22 protein-coding genes and 1 tRNA gene are annotated in these 21,658 nt (G+C 67.6%); 5 read left to right on the forward strand and 18 right to left on the reverse strand.

From position 1 onward, the window contains the following. Nucleotides 1–219: 219 nt before the first annotated feature. Nucleotides 220–292, reverse strand: a tRNA-Asn gene (locus tag NV2_RS02515). Nucleotides 293–533: 241 nt separating this feature from the next. Between NV2_RS02515 and NV2_RS02520 the strand changes: the two genes are divergently transcribed. Then, a complete protein-coding gene (locus NV2_RS02520; protein WP_067869252.1) occupies nucleotides 534–779 on the forward strand; it encodes a hypothetical protein in 246 nt (81 codons plus the stop codon). Between the two features lie 21 nt (nucleotides 780–800). On the opposite strand, the gene dnaG is transcribed toward NV2_RS02520, so the two are convergent. The 4 genes from dnaG to NV2_RS02540 all read right to left on the reverse strand — a co-directional run bounded on the left by dnaG (nucleotide 801) and on the right by NV2_RS02540 (nucleotide 5,567). Continuing rightward, nucleotides 801–2,711 carry a DNA primase gene (gene dnaG, locus NV2_RS02525; RefSeq protein ID WP_067868461.1) on the reverse strand — a complete coding sequence of 637 codons (1,911 nt, stop codon included), beginning with the start codon at nucleotides 2,709–2,711 and terminating at the stop codon, nucleotides 801–803. A gap of 115 nt (nucleotides 2,712–2,826) precedes the next feature. Continuing rightward, the gene (locus NV2_RS02530) at nucleotides 2,827–4,074 is read right to left on the reverse strand and encodes a deoxyguanosinetriphosphate triphosphohydrolase (protein WP_067868464.1); all 1,248 of its coding nucleotides are present in this window, start codon (nucleotides 4,072–4,074) and stop codon (nucleotides 2,827–2,829) included. A 34-nt stretch (nucleotides 4,075–4,108) separates the two neighbouring features. Further along, complete coding sequence (locus NV2_RS02535; RefSeq protein WP_067869255.1) at nucleotides 4,109–4,786, reverse strand: YdcF family protein; 678 nt, start codon at nucleotides 4,784–4,786, stop codon at nucleotides 4,109–4,111. A gap of 85 nt (nucleotides 4,787–4,871) precedes the next feature. Continuing rightward, nucleotides 4,872–5,567, reverse strand: a complete 696-nt coding sequence (locus NV2_RS02540) for an MBL fold metallo-hydrolase (RefSeq protein WP_067868467.1) — start codon at nucleotides 5,565–5,567, stop codon at nucleotides 4,872–4,874. Between the two features lie 64 nt (nucleotides 5,568–5,631). On the opposite strand from NV2_RS02540, the gene NV2_RS02545 reads away from it, so the two are divergent. Next, nucleotides 5,632–7,635, forward strand: coding sequence for a TPM domain-containing protein (locus tag NV2_RS02545; protein WP_084473780.1), 2,004 nt, complete (start codon nucleotides 5,632–5,634; stop codon nucleotides 7,633–7,635). Between the two features lie 104 nt (nucleotides 7,636–7,739). On the opposite strand, the gene NV2_RS02550 is transcribed toward NV2_RS02545, so the two are convergent. Together NV2_RS02550 and NV2_RS02555 are read right to left on the reverse strand one after the other, a co-directional pair. After that, entirely contained in the window at nucleotides 7,740–8,660 is a 921-nt protein-coding gene (locus NV2_RS02550; RefSeq protein ID WP_067868469.1) for an NADP-dependent oxidoreductase, read from the reverse strand. Nucleotides 8,661–8,935: 275 nt separating this feature from the next. After that, nucleotides 8,936–10,327 (reverse strand): glycine--tRNA ligase, encoded by a 1,392-nt coding sequence (locus NV2_RS02555; protein ID WP_067868471.1) that lies wholly within the window; start codon nucleotides 10,325–10,327, stop codon nucleotides 8,936–8,938. A 168-nt stretch (nucleotides 10,328–10,495) separates the two neighbouring features. Here NV2_RS02555 and NV2_RS02560 point away from each other — a divergent pair, with 168 nt between their 5' ends. Together NV2_RS02560 and NV2_RS02565 are read left to right on the forward strand one after the other, a co-directional pair. Next, nucleotides 10,496–10,891, forward strand: coding sequence for an ArsR/SmtB family transcription factor (locus tag NV2_RS02560; protein WP_210748909.1), 396 nt, complete (start codon nucleotides 10,496–10,498; stop codon nucleotides 10,889–10,891). After that, nucleotides 10,888–11,343 carry a Fur family transcriptional regulator gene (locus tag NV2_RS02565; RefSeq protein WP_157102705.1) on the forward strand — a complete coding sequence of 152 codons (456 nt, stop codon included), beginning with the start codon at nucleotides 10,888–10,890 and terminating at the stop codon, nucleotides 11,341–11,343. The genes NV2_RS02560 and NV2_RS02565 overlap by 4 nt, the downstream gene beginning before the upstream one ends. A 28-nt stretch (nucleotides 11,344–11,371) precedes the next feature. On the opposite strand, the gene NV2_RS02570 is transcribed toward NV2_RS02565, so the two are convergent. The 3 genes from NV2_RS02570 to NV2_RS02580 are packed head-to-tail and all read right to left on the reverse strand — an operon-like array spanning nucleotide 11,372 to nucleotide 13,446. Then, nucleotides 11,372–11,770: a YbjN domain-containing protein gene (locus NV2_RS02570; RefSeq protein WP_067869267.1), complete on the reverse strand. Its 399-nt coding sequence runs from the start codon at nucleotides 11,768–11,770 to the stop codon at nucleotides 11,372–11,374. 8 nt (nucleotides 11,771–11,778) lie between these two features. Then, nucleotides 11,779–12,567, reverse strand: coding sequence for an isoprenyl transferase (locus NV2_RS02575; protein ID WP_373863524.1), 789 nt, complete (start codon nucleotides 12,565–12,567; stop codon nucleotides 11,779–11,781). A gap of 57 nt (nucleotides 12,568–12,624) precedes the next feature. Next, a complete protein-coding gene (locus tag NV2_RS02580) occupies nucleotides 12,625–13,446 on the reverse strand; it encodes an SAM-dependent methyltransferase (protein WP_067869273.1) in 822 nt (273 codons plus the stop codon). Nucleotides 13,447–13,665: 219 nt separating this feature from the next. On the opposite strand from NV2_RS02580, the gene NV2_RS02585 reads away from it, so the two are divergent. After that, nucleotides 13,666–14,541, forward strand: a complete 876-nt coding sequence (locus tag NV2_RS02585) for an LLM class F420-dependent oxidoreductase (RefSeq protein ID WP_067868474.1) — start codon at nucleotides 13,666–13,668, stop codon at nucleotides 14,539–14,541. Between the two features lie 71 nt (nucleotides 14,542–14,612). Here NV2_RS02585 and recO read toward each other — a convergent pair whose 3' ends face one another. The 8 genes from recO to NV2_RS02625 form a co-directional block, all read right to left on the reverse strand. Next, entirely contained in the window at nucleotides 14,613–15,386 is a 774-nt protein-coding gene (recO, locus tag NV2_RS02590; protein WP_084473781.1) for a DNA repair protein RecO, read from the reverse strand. 125 nt (nucleotides 15,387–15,511) lie between these two features. Beyond that, on the reverse strand, nucleotides 15,512–15,925 hold the full coding sequence (locus NV2_RS02595) for a hypothetical protein (protein WP_157102707.1): 414 nt from the start codon (nucleotides 15,923–15,925) through the stop codon (nucleotides 15,512–15,514). Nucleotides 15,926–16,036: 111 nt separating this feature from the next. Next, nucleotides 16,037–16,960, reverse strand: coding sequence for a GTPase Era (era, locus tag NV2_RS02600; protein ID WP_067868480.1), 924 nt, complete (start codon nucleotides 16,958–16,960; stop codon nucleotides 16,037–16,039). Beyond that, nucleotides 16,960–17,310: a cytidine deaminase-like protein gene (locus tag NV2_RS02605; protein ID WP_067869279.1), complete on the reverse strand. Its 351-nt coding sequence runs from the start codon at nucleotides 17,308–17,310 to the stop codon at nucleotides 16,960–16,962. Before NV2_RS02605 ends, era begins: the two co-directional genes overlap by 1 nt. Continuing rightward, nucleotides 17,297–18,643, reverse strand: coding sequence for a hemolysin family protein (locus NV2_RS02610; protein ID WP_067868483.1), 1,347 nt, complete (start codon nucleotides 18,641–18,643; stop codon nucleotides 17,297–17,299). Before NV2_RS02610 ends, NV2_RS02605 begins: the two co-directional genes overlap by 14 nt. 199 nt (nucleotides 18,644–18,842) lie before the next feature. Next, nucleotides 18,843–19,397 carry an rRNA maturation RNase YbeY gene (ybeY, locus tag NV2_RS02615; RefSeq protein WP_067868485.1) on the reverse strand — a complete coding sequence of 185 codons (555 nt, stop codon included), beginning with the start codon at nucleotides 19,395–19,397 and terminating at the stop codon, nucleotides 18,843–18,845. Between the two features lie 87 nt (nucleotides 19,398–19,484). After that, nucleotides 19,485–20,546: a PhoH family protein gene (locus tag NV2_RS02620; protein ID WP_067869282.1), complete on the reverse strand. Its 1,062-nt coding sequence runs from the start codon at nucleotides 20,544–20,546 to the stop codon at nucleotides 19,485–19,487. A gap of 158 nt (nucleotides 20,547–20,704) precedes the next feature. Next, nucleotides 20,705–21,601 (reverse strand): LysR family transcriptional regulator, encoded by an 897-nt coding sequence (locus NV2_RS02625; RefSeq protein ID WP_067868488.1) that lies wholly within the window; start codon nucleotides 21,599–21,601, stop codon nucleotides 20,705–20,707. Between the last annotated feature and the right edge of the window lie 57 nt (nucleotides 21,602–21,658).

A 21,658-nucleotide genomic window follows, 5' to 3' on the forward strand; every position in this document is an offset into this window, starting at 1 on the left:
TGTCCCACTCGAACCTTGCCGCGGTGGGACCACCGCGCAATGGGCCGCGGCGGTGCAGGCCGGCGAATCGCTGCCCGCCGGCGACCCGTCACCTCCGCGCGCGACGGACGACACGCCGCAGCAACCGTGTCCTGAGATCTCGCCCCCGGACCGACGCCGACACAGTGCCCGAACACGAAACAGCCCCTACCCGTTTACACTGGTAGGGGCTGTTTTCTGCTCCCCCATCTGGACTCGAACCAGAAACCTGCCGATTAACAGTCGGCTGCTCTGCCAATTGAGCTATAGGGGATTACCTCGGTCGTTCCGTCCGGTCCGACCGAGGACAAACTTTAGCGTATCACCACCACACCCCCCAAATCGGGGCTGGACCTGGGCGAATGTGTCCGGCGCCGACAGACCGGGTGGGGCCGGGCAATCGTGCGCGACAGAATGTGTCGGCGCCACATGGCAAGGTGGTGCCGGATCGACAGCTCGGCGCGATGTCGGGCAGGATGTACCCTGCGAACAGCTACTGGGAGGAGCCCGAAAGAATGCTGCGGTTGATCATCGGCGTCGCAGCCGGTTATGTACTGGGGGCCAAGGCGGGACGGGCTCGCTACGAGCAGATCAGCAAGACCACTCGCGCTGTCGCCGCCAGTCCGGTCACCCGCAAGCTGGTGCAGGTGAGCCGGCAGAAGTTGTCGGACGGCCTCAGCACCCGGCCGAAGCTCGAACCCATGGAGCCGCTGGACGAGCACACCACCGTCCTGGTGCCGCAGGATCAACTGCGCCGCTGAGGCCACCCCCGCGAGCCCGCCTCACACAGCCGAGAAATCGTCCGAGTTTCCCATCGCCTGTGTGAGCAGGCTCTTGCGGTACTGCTCCAGGGCAACCAAATCGCCGAACAGCGCCATATAGGCCTCGGGTTGTTCGGTCGAGGACACCCGCTGCAGTTTCGACTTCAGTTCCGCGACCTGGCGCCCGACCCAAGCCTCCTGGACCCGGCCGAGTACACCGGCGATGAAACGCGGGATCCCGTCCATCGATTTCACCGGCAACGGCTCGGCCGCCAGCTCGGACACCAGCGCCCGCAGCATGAGATCGTCGGTGTGGTCGGCCACCCGTGAAACCCATTCCGCACCACCGATTCCCGCCGCCGTTCCGCCTGCGGCGGCCAGGGCGGCACGCACGGCGCCGTAGGCGGGATGGGTGAACGCCTCGGGTTCCAGGCTGTCGAACAGCGGGCCCGCCGTTGCCGGGTACTGCAGCGCGGCCGCCAGTACCTGGCGCTGTGGTAGCAGCACCGGGTCGGCCGGGTCGGGACGCGCCGCGGCCGAATCGGCAGCCTTCGGCTCGACCGCCGCCGCACGGGCAGGCACCCCCTTGACCTGGTTCCCACGCCGCGCCTGATCGCCCACCCGGCGGACCACCTGCTGGATGTCGTTCCAGCCGACCCAACCAGCCAACTTGGTCGCATAGGCCTTGCGCAGCGCGTTGTCCTTGATCTGCGCGACCACCGGCACCGCACGCCGCAACGCCTCCACCTGCCCCTCGGCGGTGTCGAGATCATGGTCGGCGAGCAGGCCGCGAATCACGAACTCGTACAACGGGACCCGGCGCGCCACCAGATCACGGACAGCGCCGTCACCGGCATGCTGGCGCAGTTCACACGGGTCCTGACCGTCGGGCGCCACCGCGATATAGGTCTGGCCGGCCAACTTCTGGTCACCGGTGAACGCCTTCATCGCCGCGGCCTGGCCTGCGGCATCACCGTCGAAGGTGTAGATGATCTCGCCGCGCCAGAAGTTGTCGTCCATCAGCAACCGGCGCAGCATCGACAGATGCTCGTCGCCGAAGGCGGTGCCACAGGAGGCCACGGCCGTGGTGACACCGGCCAGATGCATCGCCATCACATCGGTGTAGCCCTCGACGACCACCGCCTGGTGGCTCTTGGCGATCTCGCGTTTGGCGTGATCGAGGCCGAACAGCACCTGAGACTTCTTGTACAGCATCGTTTCCGGTGTGTTGATGTACTTCGCGCTCATCTGGTCGTCGTCGTACAACCGGCGCGCGCCGAAGCCGATCACATCACCGCTCAGATTCCGGATCGGCCACAGCAGCCGGCGGTGGAAGCGGTCGATCGGCCCGCGCCGGCCGGGCTTGGACAGCCCCGCGGCCTCCAGCTCCTTCATCTCGAAGCCCCGGCGCATGAGATGTTTGGTCAGCGTGTCCCAGCCGGCGGGGGCATATCCGCAGCCGAATCGCCCCGCCGTGGCCGCGTCGAAATTGCGGTCGGTGAGATATTTACGGGCCGCCTCGGCCTCGGGTTCACGCAACTGGGCCTGATAGAACTCGTGCGCGGCGGCATTCGCGGCGACCAGGCGGGCGCGGGTGCCACGGTCGCGCTGCACCGAGGTGCCGCCGCCCTCGTAATTGATCCGGTAGCCGATCCGGTCGGCCAGTTGCTCGACGGCCTCGACGAATCCGACGTGGTCGATCTTCTGCAGGAAGGCGAAGACGTCACCGCTCTCCCCGCAGCCGAAGCAGTGGAAGTGGCTGTGATTGGGGCGCACATGGAACGACGGCGACTTCTCGTCGTGGAACGGGCACAACCCCTTCAAGGAGTCGGCACCTGCGCGTTTGAGGGAGACGTATTCGCCGACAACGTCCTCGATGCGTACGCGTTCACGTATTGCCGCGATATCGCGATCCGGAAGTCGTCCTGCCACGGCACCCGAGTCTAGTCGCGTACCGATCGTCCACGTCGAGCGCCGCCGGGCGGCCCGGGTCGGCGACGGTGGCAACCACGCCGAGTGCCGATGACGACCCGGTCGAGCACCGACGTCAGCGGGCTGCGACCCGCTCGAGTCTGCTCTCGGTGTAGGAGGCGATCTGATCCACGATCACCCGCACCCGTTCGGTGTCGTCGCCTGCCTCCTGCCACCACGGCAGCAGGATCGGATCCAGTCCCTGTGGAGCCCGCGCCGCCAAACGGTCGGCGACCAGGTGGATCCGTTCGCGCTGCCGCGCCTGCCGGCCGCGATGCTCGGGATCCGACATCACGTAGCGCAGCGCCACCGTCTTCAGCAGGGCGACCTCGGCGGCGACCACCGCGGGGACTTCGAGGTCGGCCGAGTACCGGCACAGTGCCCGCCCCACCCAGCCCGCACGGGTGGCCTCCACGGCGGCGGTCGCGAACCGTCCGACCAGATCGCTGGTGAGCCGTTTCAGTGCCGCCGAGGCACGCAGGGTGCCGTCGTAGCCGGCGGCGTCCGCGATCACCTGCAGTTGCGACAACCGTGCGGCGGCCGCGACAAGATCGTCGGTGCTCAGATCGTGGTGCCGGATCCGGCCCAATTCCGCGAGCGCGGCCTGCTCGGCCGGATCGGCGAGCGCACGCAGGTCGATCCGGCCGGCGATCACCCCGTCCTCCACATCGTGCACCGAGTAGGCGACGTCGTCGGCCCAGTCCATGACCTGTGACTCCAGCGACTGCCGGCGCTCGGGCGCGCCCCGGCGTACCCAGTGCAGCCGGTCCAGATCGGCGTCGTAGGCCCCGAACTTGGAGCCGGTGCCGGTGCGCGGCCAGGGATACTTCACCGTGGCATCGAGCGCTGCCCGGGTCAGGTTCAGGCCGTAACTCTGTCCGCCGGCGTCGAACACCTTCGGCTCCAGCCGGGTGAGGATCCGCAGATTCTGCGCATTGCCCTCGAATCCGCCGTGGGCGTCGGCGAATTCGTCGAGCGCGCGTTCACCGTTGTGCCCGTAGGGCGGGTGGCCGATGTCGTGTGCCAGCCCGGCGAGATCCACCAGATCCGCATCACAGCCCAGCCCCTCGGCGATGCTGCGGCCGATCTGAGCCACCTCCAGGGAATGGGTGAGCCGGGTACGCGGGGTGTCTCCCTCGCGCGGGCCCATCACCTGGGTCTTGTCGGCCAACCGGCGCAACGCCGCGGAATGCAGCACCCGGGCACGGTCACGCGCGAAATCGCTGCGCCGGGCAGGCGACGGCGACCAGCGCAACCCCGCGGTGGGCGAGGTTTCGGCAACCATGCGCTCGTGGTCGGCATCGGCATACGGGCACTGCGGCATCGCATCGGTACTCACGGGGTGGTCCGCCTGATTCTCACTGGGCCGCGGTGTAGGGGAAGTCGGCGGAGAAATGGGTCAGCTGGTACCACAGCAGCGCACCGGTTTCCCGGGCGATGCCGTGCAGCTGCGATTCGCGGGTGTAGACCGAGGGGCCGGTTCGGGTCGGCGCGGTCCAGGCGGACAGCCCCGCGTCGCGGGCCATGGTCCGGGTGCGCAGCGAATGCCAGGGATCGCTCACCAGCACAGCGCTGGACAGGCCCTGCTCATGCAACCTCGCCGCGACCGCCTCCACGCTCTGCAAGGTGTCCGATCCGGTCTGTACGGCGATGATCCGGTCGGCCGGGATACCGCGATCGGCCAGGTAGTTCTTACCCGAAGCCGCCTCGGTGTAGTTGTCGCCGACCTGTTTGCCACCGACGGTCACCACCAACGGCGCCACCCCCTTGGAGAACAGGTAGTAGGCCTGGTCGAGTCGGGCCTCGAATACCGACGACGGCGTGCCGTCGTACTGGGCGGCACCGAGCACCACGATGGCGTCGGCGTGGGTGTGATCGCTGATCCGGGCCACCTGCCAAACCCGGAACGCGGTGCCGCCGACCAGCACCGCACCCATCAGCACGATGCCGGCGATCACCCGCCGCGCCCAGCGCGCCGTCCCCGAACCGCGGGGACGGCGGTCCGTGGTCGGCGACCGGGTGGGCGCATGGTGAATGACTGCCGAGGGCATCCCCCGAGTGTGCCAGTGCTCGGTCACGTATCGATTGCGAAACTACTCACCGCGCCGGTCGTGTCCGGGTTCACCAGCCGCGCTGCCGCCACTGCTCGAGCTGCGGCCGTTCGGCACCGAGCGTGGTGTCGTCGCCGTGGCCCGGATAGACGACGGTGTCGTCGCCGAACCGGTCGAACACCTTCGTCGTGACATCGGTGTAGAGGGATTCGAACTCCTCCGGTGTGGTCGTGCGGCCCACACCACCGGGGAACAGGCAGTCACCGGTGAACAGGTGGGTCCGGCCGGCGCCGTCGGTCAGTGCCAGCGCCACCGAGCCGGGCGTGTGGCCACGCAGATGCAGCACCTCGAATTCGAGCTCACCGATGGTGACCGTATCGCCTTCGGCGAGCAGCCGGTCCGGCCGTACCGGCAGCGGTTCGGCGTCCAGCGGGTGCGCGGCGGTCGGCGCGCCGGTGTCGGCCACCACGGCGCTCAGTGCCTGCCAGTGGTCGAAATGCTGATGGGTGGTGACGATCAGCCGCAACCGGCCCGGCACCTCCTGATCGAGCAGTGCCTGGATGCGCTCGGATTCGTTGGCGGCGTCGATCAGGACCGCGTCACCGGTGGCAGCGTCCTGCACCAGGTAGACGTTGTTGTCCATACCGCCGACCGACATCTTCACGATCCTGGCGCCCGGCACCTCCCGCTGCTGCGGATCGGCGCCCGGTGCAATGTGTCCCGTATAGGGAATATCCAGCGTGATCACCCTGCCGATGGTAACCATCGATCACCGACACAGGTGGGCCACAATCCGACCTCCGCAGCGCCGTGCCGGATAGATTCGTCTCATGCCGTCGCTCGCCCGTATTCGCCGATCGCGCCCGCCGATGCTCCTCTCGGTGCTGCTGTCGCTGCTGTTCGGCTTCGTCCTGGGCTGCTGCGGTTCGGCCGTCGCCGACGAACCGGCACGGCTGGGCGACTATGTGACCGACAATGCGCATGCGCTCGACGGCAGCGGGCGCGATGCGGTCCGCGGATCCGTGGACGCGCTCTACAGCGCGCACCGGGAACGGCTGTGGGTGGTCTACGTCCACGATTTCGGTGGTCTCGACCCGCAGACCTGGGGTGACCGCACCGCAGCGGAATCCGGTTTCGGGGAACGCGACGTCCTGCTGTCCATCGCGACCGCCGACCGCTCCTACTCCCTGGCCGGCACGCTGCCCACATCGGTGAGCGACTCGGAACTGGATACGCTGCTCGCCGACCAGGTCGAGCCCCGCTTGCGCGACGGACGGTGGGCGGATGCGGCGGTCGCCACGGCAGACGGACTGTCCTCGGCCATGGGCAATTCCGGCGGCAGCGGGATCTGGCCGCTGATCGTGATCACACTGCTCGTGCTGGGTGTGCTCGGCCTGGTCCTGGGCTATTCGCAGTGGCGCAAACGCTCCCGCACCCGAGCCGAGACCGCCGCGGTCGGCGACGTCGACCCGACCGATACCGCCGCACTGAGCCGGCTCCGGCCGGATCTGCTGGAAGCCCGTGCCGCACAGATCCTGGTCGAGACCGACGATGCCGTCCGCAACAGTGCCGACGAGTTGCGCTTGGCCACCGACGAATTCGGCGCCACCGCCACCACCTCCTTCGGCGCCGCGCTGCAATCGGCGAAAAATGCGTTGGAGCACGCCTTTTCGATCCGTCAACGGCTGGACGACGACATTCCCGAAACCCCGGATCAGCGTCGGGACCTACTCGTGGAATTGATCTCGACCTGCGGGCGCGCCGATGCCGAACTGGACGCCAAGGTCGCCGAATTCGACGCGATGCGCAATCTTCTCATCGATGCACCACAGCGGCTGGATGCACTCACGCGGGCCGTGGTCGACCTCACCGTGCGCCTGCCCCACGCACAGGACGCACTGACGCGGCTGCTGCAGGCGCAACCGGATTCGGTCACCGCACCGGTGCGCGACAACGTCACGATGGCCCGTGACCGGATCGGCTATGCCGAGGAGTCGATCGAGCAGGGACGCGCTGCCACCGAACAGCCGGTCGGGCGCCAGGGTGGTGCGGTGGCCGCAATTCGTGCCGCGGAGGCCGCGGTCGGCGCGGCGCGCACGCTGCTCGATGCCGTCGACACCGCCGAGACCGACATCGTGCAGGCGCGGGCCGGGTTGCCCGCCGCGACAGCCGAACTGGACCACGATCTCGATACGGCGGCCGGACTCACCGAACACGGCGGCCCCGATCTCGCCGCGGCGATCACCGAGGCGCGCGCCGCCCGGGACGCCGCACAGGCGAACGGGGACGCGGACCCGCTGGGCTCGTTCCAGCGCGCCGTCGCCGCCGATGCCGCGCTCGACCGCGCCGTCGAAGCGGCGGGCGCACGCAAACTGGCGGCCGACCAACTGCACCGCCGACTGGAGCAGGCACTGACCGCCGCACGCGGTCAGGTCCATGCGGCGGCCGACTTCATCGGTACCCGTCGCGGAGCGGTGACGGCGACACCCCGCACCCGGCTCTCCGAGGCGGAGCGCGAACTGGCTCACGCCGAGGAGCTGTCCGGAACCGACCAGCGCACGGCACTGACACATGCGCAGCGGGCGGCCGAACTGGCCACTCGTGCACTGTATGCCGCACAGTCCGAGGTTCGGGATTGGCAAGCGACCCGGCCTGTTTCGGGAGGTTCACAGGCGGGGGCGGTGCTCGGCGGCATACTCATCGACAGCATGCTGCGTGGCGGCATGCGCGGGGGCGGGTTCGGTGGTCGGCCGATGGGCAGAAGTAGCTGGGGCCCATCCTCTTTCGGTGGATCCAGCGGTTCCCGGCGGATCAACCGCGGCGGACGATTCTGAGGTGAACACCATCAGGCGGTAGCGGATCCGGCTCCGGGACAGCGGATCCGGGCCACGGGCAACAGCGGCTCGCCGTCTTCGGGCTCGGCACCCGGCTGCCCGGGTCAGGGCAGCAGCACGATCTTCCCGCGCGTGTGGCCGTGTTCGAGTTCGGTGAACGCGTCTCGTACCTCGGTCAGCGGATAGGTGGCGGCGATCGGGATCCGCACCGTTCCCGCCGCGGCGAGTTGGGCGAGTTGGGCCAGTACATCGATGGTGTCGGCGGCGGCATTGCCCTCGGCCTTCACCCCGTACCGCCGTACTGCGGCGAAGTCGGCGATGGTGTCGATCCGCTCGGGTGACACTCCCAGTTCGAGTGCCAGTTCCACATACGGGGCGCCGTACGCATCGATGAATCCGTCGAGTCCGGCCGGTGCCAGTGCTCGAATGCGTTCGGCGAGCCCGTCGCCGTATTCGACCGCCACCGCACCCAGCTCCCGCAGGTACTCCTGGTTGTCCGGGCCGGCGATGCCGATCACGGTCACTTCGCGGGCGCGCAGCAGCTGCACGGCGATCGAGCCGACACCGCCGGCCGCGCCGGCGACCGCGATCGTGTCTCCCGGTGCGGCACCGACCGCACGTACCGCGGCGAAGGCGGTCGTTCCCGCCACGTACAGCGAACCGGCGGCCTCCCAGGACAGGGCGGCCGGTTTGCCGGTCACCTGTTCGGCCGGGACCACCACACGAGTCGCGTGCGCGGAGCGTTCGCTGCTGAAGCCGAGCACCTCGTCGCCGACCGCCATGCCGCTGACGCCCGCACCGAGTGCCGCGATTCGTCCGGCGAAATCGCTGCCCTGCCCGGACGGGAAGGTCGCGGGCCACATGTCGTGCAGCGCGCCGCTGCGAATCTTGGCCTCCCCCGGGTTGATTCCGGCGGCGACGATGTCGACCGCGACCGTTCCGGGACCGGGCTGTGGGTCCGGGACCTCGCGGACATCCAGGACGTCGGGATCACCGTATCGATCGAAGACGACCGCCTGAGCCATGACCGGCACCTTTCGTCGAGACCGGGCCTGCGGACCATCGCATCAGCCGGTGCTCGAACGACACCACCCACTCCGTCTCCGGAGTGGGCAGGTCCGATGTCCCGGTAACGCTCGGGCCGAGCCCGGACCGCTGCGACGCGTCTGCAATCGGATATGCCCGGTACAGCAGCACTTATGCCTGTTCGGTGTCGACCCGCCGGATTCAGCGGATTTGCCCGCTTCGGCACGAGCCGTGGCCGCGGCCCGCGCACCACCGGCGCGCGAGCCGAGATAGCTCAGGCACCCAGCAGGCGCTGCGCCAGATATCCCTCGACCTGGTCCAGGGCGATCCGCTCCTGGCTCATCGAATCGCGCTCCCGCACGGTGACGGCCTGATCGTCGAGGGTGTCGAAGTCGACGGTGATGCAGAACGGGGTGCCGATCTCGTCCTGGCGGCGGTAGCGGCGGCCGATGGCGCCGGCATCGTCGAAGTCGACATTCCAGTTCTTGCGCAGTTGCGCGGCGAGATCCTTCGCCTTGGGCGACAGATCGGCGTTGCGCGACAACGGGAGTACCGCGGCCTTGACCGGCGCGAGCCGGCGGTCCAGCCGCAGCACGGTGCGCTTTTCCAGGACGCCCTTGGCGTTGGGCGCCTCGTCCTCGACGTAGGCGTCGATCAGGAAGGCCATCAGTGAACGGGTCAGGCCCGCGGCAGGTTCGATCACGTAGGGCGTGTAGCGCTCGTTGGTGTTCTGATCGAAGTAGTTGAGCTCGGTGCCGGAATGCTTCGAATGCGTGCCCAGGTCGAAGTCGGTGCGGTTGGCGACCCCCTCCAGCTCACCCCATTCACTGCCCTGGAAGTGGAAGCGGTACTCGATATCGACCGTGCGGGTCGAATAGTGCGAGAGCTTCTCCTTCGGATGCTCGTAGAGCCGCAGGTTCTCCGGGTCGATACCGAGATCGGTGTACCAGGCCAGGCGGGTGTCGATCCAGTACTGATGCCACTGCTCGTCCTCACCCGGCTTGACGAAGAACTCCATCTCCATCTGCTCGAACTCGCGGGTGCGGAAGATGAAGTTGCCCGGGGTGATCTCGTTGCGGAAGCTCTTACCGATCTGCGCGATGCCGAACGGCGGCTTCTTCCGCGCGGTGGTCATCACATTGGCGAAGTTCACGAAGATGCCCTGCGCGGTTTCCGGGCGCAGGTAGTGCAGGCCTTCCTCGGACTCGATCGGGCCGAGGTAGGTCTTGAGCATCATGTTGAAATCGCGCGGCTCGGTCCACTTGCCGACGGTGCCGCAGTCCGGGCAGCCGACCAGCTCCATGGACACGGTGTCCGGGTCGTCGATCTTGTGCTTGGCCGCGTAGGCCTCCTGCAGGTGGTCCTGCCGGTGCCGCTTGTGGCAGTTCAGGCATTCGACCAGCGGATCGTTGAAGACGTTGACGTGCCCCGACGCCACCCAGACCGGCCGCGGCAGGATGATCGAGGAGTCCAGGCCGACCACATCGTCGCGGCTGGTGACCATGGCACGCCACCACTGCTTCTTGATGTTCTCCTTGAACTCGACACCCAGCGGACCGTAATCCCATGCCGAGCGGGTGCCTCCGTAGATCTCGCCGCTGGGAAATACGAGCCCCCGGCGCTTGGCGAGATTGGCGACGGTGTCGACCTTCGACTTGGGTGCCACGGTGCTAGCTCTCCCTCTGGATGATGGATCGGCGATTCGTCCCAGCCTAGCGATACCGTCGGGTGCAGCGCGAAGCAGTATCGACCGGAAACGCGCGAGGCCCGGAAGTTGACATGCGCAACTGTGCATATTAATAATGGCATCGGTTTCCAATAAGGAGTTGGTTCGATGACCGCCGACAGCGGTGCCCCCGCGCGTCGAAGCCGCGTCGCCGTCGAGGCGCCCACACCGATCCCGCACGACCCCTATCCGTATCGGGCGCCGGTCGCGCCGGCGGTTCCGGCGCGCAACACCCTCGACAACGCGGGTGAGCTGCTACGGGCCCTCGCCGCGCCGGTGCGGATCGCGATCGTGCTGCAGCTGCGGGAGTCACCGCGCTGTGTCCACGAACTGGTCGATACGCTGGGGGTGACACAGCCGCTGGTCAGCCAGCACCTGCGCATCCTCAAATCCGCGGGAGTGGTGCGCGGCGAGCGCACCGGCCGCGAAGTCATCTACGAACTGGTCGACGATCATTTGGCACGCATTGTCGTCGACGCTGTCGCACACGCCGAGGAAGGATGATCGTGCCGGAGAAAACGGGCACAGCCGAGAAAACGGTCGGAATCCGCAGCACCCGCCAGCGCAGCGCGATCACCGCGCTCCTGGGCGATATCGAGGAATTCCGATCGGCTCAGGACCTGCACGACGAACTGCGCCGCCGCGGTGAGGGCATCGGGCTCACCACCGTGTACCGGACGCTGCAGTCGCTCGCCGATGCGGGCAAGGTCGACGTATTGCGTACCGACACCGGCGAATCGGTGTACCGGCAGTGCTCCAAGGGGCACCACCACCACCTGGTGTGCCGGCAGTGCGGTCGCACCGTCGAGGTGGAAGGACCGACCGTGGAGGCCTGGGCCGAAGCGATCGCGGGTGAGCACGGCTTCACCGACATCAGTCACACCATGGAGGTGTTCGGTACCTGCCGCGACTGCGCGGCGGTCACCGCGGCACGCCGCGAACGCACCTCGCACTGACCGGCGGGCGCCCGACCGGTCCTCCCGGTCAGGGCACCAGCCCCTGGCGGGCCCGGCTCGCCCCGGAGAGCACCAGCAGCAGCATGGTCACCAGCGCGTCGTCGCCGAGCCCGGCCGCGGGGAAGGTGTAGCGCAGCAGCACATCGGCCTGCTTCTCGTGCGCGATGATGGTCAGCGAACCGAACTGCAGGGCGTTGTTGCGATCGGCGACCCGCTTGTGCAGTTGCGGTTTCAACGGCCGGTCCCAGGCGAGTACGCAGGTCAGCGTCAGTACGTCCAGGCCGGGCGCCAGCGTCACCGCACGCAGCGAGCACAGGGTGCCCTCGAATTCGAATCCGAGCGCACCGCCCTCCTCGTCCCGTACCGCGATACCCGCGGCACGCAGGCATTCCGCGGCCTGATCGTGCAATTGCCGGGCGACGGTCAACTCCTCGCTCACTTCACACCACCGAACCGGCGATCACGCTTCGCGTACTCCACACATGCCTCCCACAGGTCACGTCGGTCGAAATCCGGAAACAGGGTGTGCTGGAAGACGAACTCGGCGTACGCCGACTGCCAGATCAGGAAATTGGAGCTGCGCAACTCCCCGGAGGGCCGCAGGAACAGATCCACATCCGGCATATCCGGTTCGTCCAGGAACTTCGCGAAGGTGGATTCGTCGACCTTCTCCGGATCCAGCTGCCCGGCCGCCACCCGGCGTGCGATCTCCCGTGCCGCATCGGCGATTTCGGCGCGGCCACCGTAGTTGACACACATGGTCAGAGTCATCACCGTGTTGTCCTTGGTGAGCTCCTCGGCGACCTCGAGTTCCTTGATCACGCTGCGCCACAGCCGCGGACGCCGGCCCGCCCAGCGCACGCGCACACCCAGCTCGTGCATCTCGTCGCGGCGGCGCCGGATCACATCGCGGTTGAATCCCATCAGGAACCGCACCTCGTCGGGACTGCGCCGCCAGTTCTCGGTCGAGAAGGCGTAGGCGGACAGCCACTTCACACCGATCTCGATACAGCCCTCGACGGTGTCCATCAGCACCGCTTCACCGCGCTCGTGCCCGACCGTACGAGGCAGGCCCTGTTCCTGCGCCCAGCGACCGTTACCGTCCATCACCAGCGCCACGTGTTTGGGCACGAACTCCGCGGGCAGCGCGGGCGGGGTCGCGCCCGACGGGTGCGGTGACGGCGGGCGAATCGTGCGAGAGGGCTGGGAGCGGTTACCGATCACATCACCTATCCTGCAACATCCGGCAGCGCCCGCGAGGCCGGGCCACCGGTCGCCAGGTCATCGGCGCTTGACACCGACACCGGACCACACCCCGAAGGCGGAATCCGCCCAGGCGAGCCGCTCCTCCGGAATGTAGAAATCCGGGTTCGGCTGCCAGCGATGCAGCGGAACGACTCCGGGTTCGACCAGCTCCAGCCCGTCGAAGAATCGGGCCACCGCGGCTTTGTCCCGCAGGGGGACGGTCATCCCGTTCGACTCGTACACCTTCACGACCTTCTGGAAGGCCTCGGGATTCAGATCGCTGGAAGCATGTGTGATCGCCAGATACGACCCGGGGACGAACGCATCCATGTAGGTGCGCACGATGTCGTAGGCCCCCTCCTCGTCGGGGATGAAATGCATGATCGCGGCGAGGTTGAGCGCCACCGGTTGGGACAGATCGATCACCGCTCGGAATTTCTCCGAGCCGAGAATGTCCTCCGTATCGCGCACGTCCGAGGCAATGAATTCGGTACGGCCTTCCGCCGAGCCCACCATCAGCGCCCGCGCGTGCGCCAGGACCAGCGGATCGTGGTCGACGTACACGACACGGCAGTGCGGGTCCACCGCCTGCACGGCGTTGTGCAGATTCGGTTCCGTCGGAATTCCGGTTCCGATATCGAGAAACTGCCGCACCCCGTCGCGAGCGGCGTACCGTGCCGCCCGGTGGACGAATTCGCGATTGGCCCGGGCGGCCTGTGCCGTCTCCGGGAAGGCTTCCATCACCTTCGACGCGGCCTCCCGGTCGGCCGGATAGTTGTCCTTGCCGCCCAGGTAGTAGTCGTACATCCGCGCCGAATGCGCCTTCTGGGTATCGAACTCGACCAGTTCGTGGGACATCGAAGCCTTCTCCATATTGCCGGGTGAACCTCCGACCGAAGGTACCCCTCCGACGCGGCGTCGACACCGCGAATCCGGCGGCAAGCGAAAGTTCCGGGCCGCCACTGTTTCTCGCAGCGCGAACAACCGCATTCACCTGCCACGAAACGGTTGACCTGGAGCACACTCCAAGGGCTAGCGTACGGAACGCAGAACAGGCATCGACAAGGAGAACCACGGATGGAATTCGGCATTCACGTTCCGATCTTCGACATCGACGGGGGCACCTCCGCGATAGCCGGAGAACTGGCCCGGGTCGGCAGCGCGGCGGAAGGCGCCGGTGCCACCTGGCTGTCGTTCATGGACCACTACTTCCAGATCGAACCGACCGGGCTGCCGGCCGAGGCGAACATGCTCGAGGGCTACACCACACTCGGCTACCTGGCCGCGCACACCTCCACGATCGACCTGGGACTATTGGTCACGGGCGTGACCTATCGCCATCCCGGACTGCTGGCCAAGATCGTCACCACGGTCGACGTTCTCTCGGGCGGTCGTGCGACGCTCGGACTCGGCGCAGCCTGGTTCGAGCGCGAACATCGCGGCATGGGGGTCGATTTCCCGCCGATCTCGGAGCGTTTCGAACGACTGGAAGAGACACTGCAGATCTGCGCGCAGATGTGGGATCCCGAGAACAACGGGCCGTTCGAGGGCAAGCACTATCAGCTGGCCGAGACGCTGTGCTCACCGCAGCCGATCCACCGCCCGAAGGTGCTGATCGGCGGTGGGGGTGAGAAGAAGACGCTGCGACTGGTGGCGCAATACGGCGACGCCTGCAACCTGTCCGCCTCCTCCCCCGAGGATGTGGCGCACAAACTCGACGTGCTGCGCCGCCACTGCGACGATGTGGGCCGCGATGTCGGCACCATCCGTACCACCATCATGGCGAACAACCCGCGACCCGCACCGGACAACCGGGACGAATTCGTCCGCGCCATGGCCGATTACGCGAAACTGGGCATCGACGCGGTACTGGTCACCCCGACCACCGGTTCCCCCGCGGCGTGGATCGAGCAGATGGCACCGGTGGTTCCGCAGCTGGCCGACCTCGGATAGGCACACCGGGCCTACGTCCCGGATGTCTGTGGCGCCCGGGTCGTGGTCCGCACCCGGTCCGGCCGTCCGGGTCATCCGACCCGGGAATCCACCTGCTCCACCGTTTCGTGCGGGCGGGAGCGTTCGATCAGCGGCAGAGTGCGCAACTGCCGCTCCAGATGCCACTGCAGATGCGCGGCGGTGAGCCCGCTGGCCTGGCGGCGAATCGAATCGGCGACCACGTCCAGCCCCGCCCAGTCGCCGCGGTGCAGTGCGCTCATCAGTTCCAGCACACCCACCGACGGGGTGGCCGAGCCGGGCGGACGGCAATGCACACAGACCGCTCCACCGGCGGCCACGTGGAAAGCACGGTGCGGACCCGGCGTCGCACAGCGGGCGCAGTCGTCGAGCGCCGGTGCCCAGCCCGCGAACCCCATCGCACGCAGCAGGAAGGCGTCGAGAACGAGTTCGTGCGGGCGATGCGCGGCGGCGATCGCACGCAGCGCACCCGCTGTGAGGGTGTGCAGCCGTGGCGCGGGCGCGCGTTCCTCCCCGGCGAGCCGCTCGGCGGTTTCCAGGACCGCGCAGGCGGCGGTGTAGCGACCGTAGTCGGCGACGATGTCGGCGGCGAACGCTTCCACCGTGTGTACCTGGGTGACGGTGTCGAGGTTGCGTCCCGGGTACAGCTGCACATCGATATAGGCGAACGGCTCCAGCCGCGCCCCGAATTTGGACCGGGTGCGCCGCACTCCCTTCGCCACCGCCCGCACCAGTCCGTGCTGACGGGTGAGCAGCGTGACGATGCGATCGGCCTCACCCAGCTTGTGCTGGCGCAGCACAATCGCCTGGTCCCGATACAACAACACGTGGACAGTCTCCCACGCGGCGCCGACCGTGGCGCCGCCCCCACGCCTCCGGCCGCCGACATTCCCGTGCCGGTCCGGTACCGGCGCTGCGACCTCGTGCGCGCCGTCGCACGATCGCCTGTGGTTCACACGCTGCGTGGCAGGCCCTCCGCGTACAACTGCGCGACGCGCGGTGCGTGAATAGTGCGCAGCATCAAGGTGGTCCAGCCGGTACGAATCGGGTCGATCCCGCCCCGATCGGCTTCCACCAGCACCCGTTCGGGACCCTGCAGCTCCATGGTGACGGCCGGATGTCCGAGCCATACATCCACCAATGCCTCGCGGTTACCCCAGATCACCAGCCGTCTGCTGCTCATGGCGATGGTTCCGCCGACAATATTTTCCCAGCTGGCCGAGCCGTAATGCAGTGGCGTTCGATGGTTGCGACTGGCCAGCGATCCGCTCACAGGGCCGAATACGACGATCCCTTCCGATTCCAGATCCGAACGCACTTGCGGCGGCAACTCTTTCGAGCCGAACGCCCGGGACATCCACTTCACGCCAGGATCGTAGGCCCGACACGGTATGTGCGTGCGCACATAGTCGGCGTGCTCCTGCGGAAACGCCGGAAAAGCACATCACAATTCGACTACGGGGCCGAGCGGGACGGATCAGAAACCGAGTTTGCGCAGCTGTTTCGGATCGCGCTGCCAGTCCTTGGCCACCTTCACATGAAGGTGCAGATAGATCCGGGTGCCGAGAATATGTTCGATCTGCTTGCGCGCCGCCGTACCGACCTCCTTGAGCCGGGCGCCGCGCTTGCCGATGACGATCGCCTTCTGACTCGGCCGCTCCACATACAGCAGCGCATGCACATCGAGCATGTCCTCGTGCTCTTCGCGCGGCAGGATCTCCTCGATGACCACCGCCAGCGAATGCGGCAGCTCATCGCGCACCCCCTCCAGCGCGGCCTCGCGGATCAGCTCGGCCATGAGGGTTTCCTCTGGCTCGTCGGTGAGATCCCCGTCGGGATAGAACGCCGGGCCCTCGGGCATCTTCGCGGCGATCACATCGACGAGCACCTCGACCTGCTCGCCCTTGGCCGCCGACACCGGAACCACCTCGGCCTCGGGCCCCAGCAGCTGCGATACCGCAAGCAACTGGGCCGCGATCTGTGGCTTGTCCACCTTGTCGATCTTGGTGACCACGCCGATCACCGTCGTCTTCGGCGCCATCTGCCGGACCTGCTGCACGATCCAGCGGTCACCGGGGCCGATCTTCTCGTCGGCCGGAATGCACAGCGCGATCACATCGACCTCGGAATAGGTGTCACGCACCAGATCGTTGAGCCGCTGCCCCAGCAGAGTGCGCGGCCGATGCAAGCCGGGAGTGTCCACCAGGATCAGCTGAGCATGCTCGCGATGCACAATGCCACGGATGGTGTGCCGGGTCGTCTGCGGGCGCGAGGACGTGATGGCGATCTTCGAACCGACCATCGCATTGGTCAGCGTCGACTTCCCGGTATTCGGCCGGCCCACGAAGCACACGAAACCGGAACGGAACTCGCCGGCGCCGGGCTGTTGTATCCCACTCATCAGGCGGCCTCCACCAACCGGAATTCTTGCCCCTTGCGATCGGTGAGGATCACCGTCGCCGACGCACTCACCTCGCGCACCGCGGCCACACCCGGATCGGAATCCACACCACCGACCAGCACCGCAGCCTCGAAACCCACAGCGCCACTGGAGATGGCAGCCGCGACCGCGGCCTGCAGCGCCGACAGCGACAAGGCGTTCAACTCGACCACACCGGCCGCATACGTGCGGCCGTCGGAATCGCGGATCGCCGCGCCCGCCGCGCCGCCGGTGCGGCCCATGGCCCCGCGCGCCAGCACCAGCAGCTTGCCGTCCTCGGCCTCCAGCTCGGCGGTATCACGTCCGGTCATCACCATCTCCGTTCTCGTCCTTCGAAGTCTCGCCCCGCGCCCGGCGCTCGCCGGCCGCCGCTTCCGGCTCCTCGTCCGGCGCGGCGATCCGATGTGCTACCACCGTGTGCACCCGCATCCGTCCGCGCGTGTCCGCGCCGCCCTCGGCCCGCAGGCGCAGCCCGTGCACATCGACCTCGGCTCCGGGTAGCGGCACCCGGCCCAGCACGTGTGCGAGCAGACCGCCGACCGTGTCGACGTCCTCCTCCTCGATATCCAGGCCGAACAACTCGCCCAGGTCCTCGACCGGCAGCCGCGTCGACACCCGGTACCCGCCGTCGTCGAGTTCTTCGACCGGGGCGATCTCATCGGTGTCGTACTCGTCGGCGATCTCGCCGACGATCTCCTCGAGCACATCCTCGATAGTGACCAGGCCCGCGATACCGCCGTATTCGTCGACCAGCAGCGCCATATGGTTGCGGCGGCGCTGCATCTCGTCGAGCAGCGCGTCGAGCGGTTTGGAATCGGGAACGAACACCGCCGAGCGCATCGCCGTACGCACCTGCACCGCACGCCCACGATCGGAATACGGCACCAGATCCTTCAGGTACACCACACCGAGAACATCGTCGACGTTCTCGCCGATCACCGGAATACGTGAGTGACCGGACCGCACCGCCAGCGACATCGCCTGCGCCACAGTCTTGTCGGCCTCGATCCACACCATCTCGGTGCGCGGCACCATCACCGCGCGCGCCACGGTGTCGCCCAGCTCGAACACCGACTGGATCATCCGGCGCTCCTCGGAATCGACCACGCCGCTCTGCTGCGCCATATCAACCAGTTCGCGCAGTTCCACCTCGGAAGCGAAGGGACCGTTGCGAAATCCGCGCCCCGGGGTGATCGCGTTGCCGATCATGATCAGCAGCCGGCTCACCGGGCCCAGCAGCGTTCCGATCGCCTGCACCGGCAGCGCCGCGGCCAGCGAAATCGAATAGGCGTGCTGACGCCCCAGCGTGCGCGGTCCGACACCGATGACGACATAATCGACCACGACCATCACCACCGCGGTCACCGCCAGTGCCCAGCCCCAGCTCAACACCTCACTGAGCGCGGCCACCAGCAGCACCGTCGCAGCGATCTCACAGGTCAGGCGCAACAGCACCATCAGGTTCACATACCGTGGCCGATCTGCCGCGAGCCGGACCAGCCGCCGCGCACCGGGGCGATCGGCGCGCACCAGATCCTCGACCCGAGCCGGCGAGACCGTCATCAACGCCGAATCGATGGCAGCGAAGACACCGCCGACCGGAACCAGCAATATCGCCAGCAGCAGCGGAATCAGAGGACTCACGCTCCGCCCTCGAGGACAGCCGAAAGACCCCGCCTCCGCGCCTGACCGTTCATGCTGCGCACATCAACGGCATGAACGGAGCGCTCCGTGGTAACGCTGCGCTGCCGCCTCCGCGCCTGACCGTTCATGCTGCGCACACCGACGGCATGAACGGAGCGCTCCGTGGTAACGCTGCGCTGCCGCCTCCGCGCCTGACCGTTCATGCCGGGTCCAGGGGGTCGCCTGGGGCGGTGAAGCCGGTCTTTCCCAGCAGGCGGCGGTCTCGTTCGGCTTGTTCGGCTCGGCGGGCGGCCTCGCGCAGGCTCTCGTACCATTCGGCGAGCAGGCGGTTCTGCAGGCCGAACATCACCTTCTCCTCTTCCGGCTCGGCATGGTCGTAGCCGAGCAGATGCAGCACACCGTGCACGGTGAGCAGCGCCAGTTCGTGGTCGAGGCTGTGGCCGGCCTTGGTGGCCTGGGCGGCGGCGAACTCCGGGCACAGCACGATATCGCCCAGCATCGACGGTCCCGGCTCCGCGCCGTCGGGACGGCCGCCGGGTTCCAGTTCGTCCATCGGGAACGACATCACGTCGGTCGGACCGGGCAGGTCCATCCACCGCATATGCAGGTCGGCCATGGTGTCGAGATCCACGAGCACCATCGACAGCTCGGCCGCGGGATGGACATCCATCTTCCCGATCGCGAACCGGGCGACGCTCACCAGATCCGGTTCGGCTACGTCCATGCCCGATTCGTTGGCGATCTCGATACTCACCCCACAAGCCTAATGGCGGTGGTACGGACGGCAACGAGCGCCCGCGCACCCGCGTGCCGCACCCGGGTGCGGTATGTCATCGCCGACTCAGCGGCGTGCGGCGCGGTCCGCCGCCCGCCGCTGTGCCCGGTTCCCGGGGAAATGACGGGGCACCTGGGGCAGGGCGTCGGACTCGTAGCGGTCGTAGGCATCCACGATCTCCGACACCAGCCGGTGGCGCACCACATCGCTGGAGGTGAGTTCGGAGAAGTGGATGTCGTCGATATCGGTGAGGATATCGCTGACCACCCGCAAACCGGACTTGGTACCGCCCGGCAGATCCACCTGGGTCACATCGCCGGTGACCACGATCTTCGAGCCGAAACCGAGCCGGGTCAGGAACATCTTCATCTGCTGCGGCGTGGTGTTCTGCGCCTCGTCCAGAATGATGAACGAATCGTTGAGGCTGCGCCCGCGCATATACGCCAGCGGGGCGACCTCGATGACCCCCGAGGCCATCAGCTTCGGAATCGCCTCCGGGTCCATCATGTCGTGCAGCGCGTCGTAGAGCGGGCGCAGATACGGATCGATCTTCTCGTTCAGCGTGCCCGGAAGGAAACCGAGGCTCTCGCCCGCCTCCACCGCCGGGCGCGTGAGGATGATGCGGCTGACCTGCTTGCTCTGCAGCGCCTGCACCGCCTTCGCGACCGCCAGATAGGTCTTGCCGGTACCCGCGGGGCCGATTCCGAAAACGATGGTGTGCTCGTCGATGGCGTCGACATAGCGCTTCTGATTCAGGGTCTTGGGACGGATGGTCTTACCACGCCGGGCGATGATGTCCAGGCTCAATACCTCGGCCGGTGACTCCGAGGATCCCTCGGTGAGCATGGCCACCGTGTGCCGCACCGCCTCCGGCGTGACCATCCGGTTGTGCGCGGTCAGCGTCACCAGCTGCTCGACCACGCGCTCGGCCAGCGCTACGTCGGCGGCCTTACCGGTGAGGGTGACCGAATTTCCGCGGACGTGGATGTCGGCGTCGAGCAGACCTTCGAGTTCACGCAGGTTCGCGTCGGCGGAACCGAGGAAGCCGAAGACGGATTCCGGGGCGAGCTCGATGCTGGAACGCACCGTGCGAGCCGCGGGCCCCGAGCCGTTGCCGCCGGCTCCGATGCCACTGCCGGCCGTGGGGGTTGTCGGGTCGCCGATATCACCTGTTGTTCGCAAAAGGAGCTATGGCCTGCTTTCCGGTCTCGAGAGTGTGCTCTGCTGTGTACAAAGTCTATCGCGCGGCACCGACAGCGCCCACCGATTTCGCTCCGGGCCCCTGCTCAGCGACCCGACCGCCGGGCCCACTCCACCGCGAAGTCACGGAAGGTGCGCACTGCCTCCCCCGGCACCACATCCGCCGACCAGATCAGGCCCACCGCGCGGGCCGCACCGGGGTCCGACAGCGGGACCAGCGCGGGCCCGGGCTGCGGCCCGCGCACCGCAGGCTCCTCCCACGGCAGCAACGCCACCCCCAGGCCCGCCGCGACCAGGCCCGAGACGGTCACCAGATCGCTCGATTCCATGACGATGCGAGGACGGAAATCGGCTGCGGCACAGAGTTCGTCGAGTATCCGACGCATACCGAAACCCGTCGGCATCGCAATGAATCCGGCCTCCGCGGCATCGGCCAGCCGGATCTGCCGCCGGCCCGCCAACCGGTGATCGACCGGCACCCCCAACGCGAGGCGCTGCCGGAACAACGTCCGCCAGCCCAGCCCGGGCAGCACCGGCCGTGGCGAGGTGAGGCCCAGATCGGCGGTTCCGTCGAGTACCTCGGCGGCCACCACATTGGCGGGTCCCTGATCGAGCCGGAACGTGATCCGCCCCGATACCCGATGGAATCCGGCGATCAGTTCCGGAACCACGCGCCCGCCGAAGGAGTGTACGAATGCCAGCCGCACCACACCCCGGGCCGGATTCTCCAGCTCCGCCAGCGCGCGGGTCGCGGCATCCAGCTCGGCCTGGGCGCGGCGCGCATGTTCGTAGAAGATACGCCCGGATTCGTTGAGCGTCAGCCGCTTTCCGTGCCGATCGAACAGCCGGGTGCCGAGTCGTTGTTCGAGCCGGGCAAGCATCCGCGACAGCGTCGGCTGGGCCAGATGCAGCCGGTCCGCCGCCGCACCGACCCGCTCGAGCTCGGCCAGTGTCAGAAACCAGTGCAAATCGTCACTCGCCAACGGCAACCTCCCCACACTCAGCTCGGCTAATGCAATTTGGGCATCAACTATAAGATC

Source organism: Nocardia vermiculata NBRC 100427 (assembly GCF_001613265.1).
Classification (GTDB): Bacteria; Actinomycetota; Actinomycetes; order Mycobacteriales; family Mycobacteriaceae; genus Nocardia; species Nocardia vermiculata.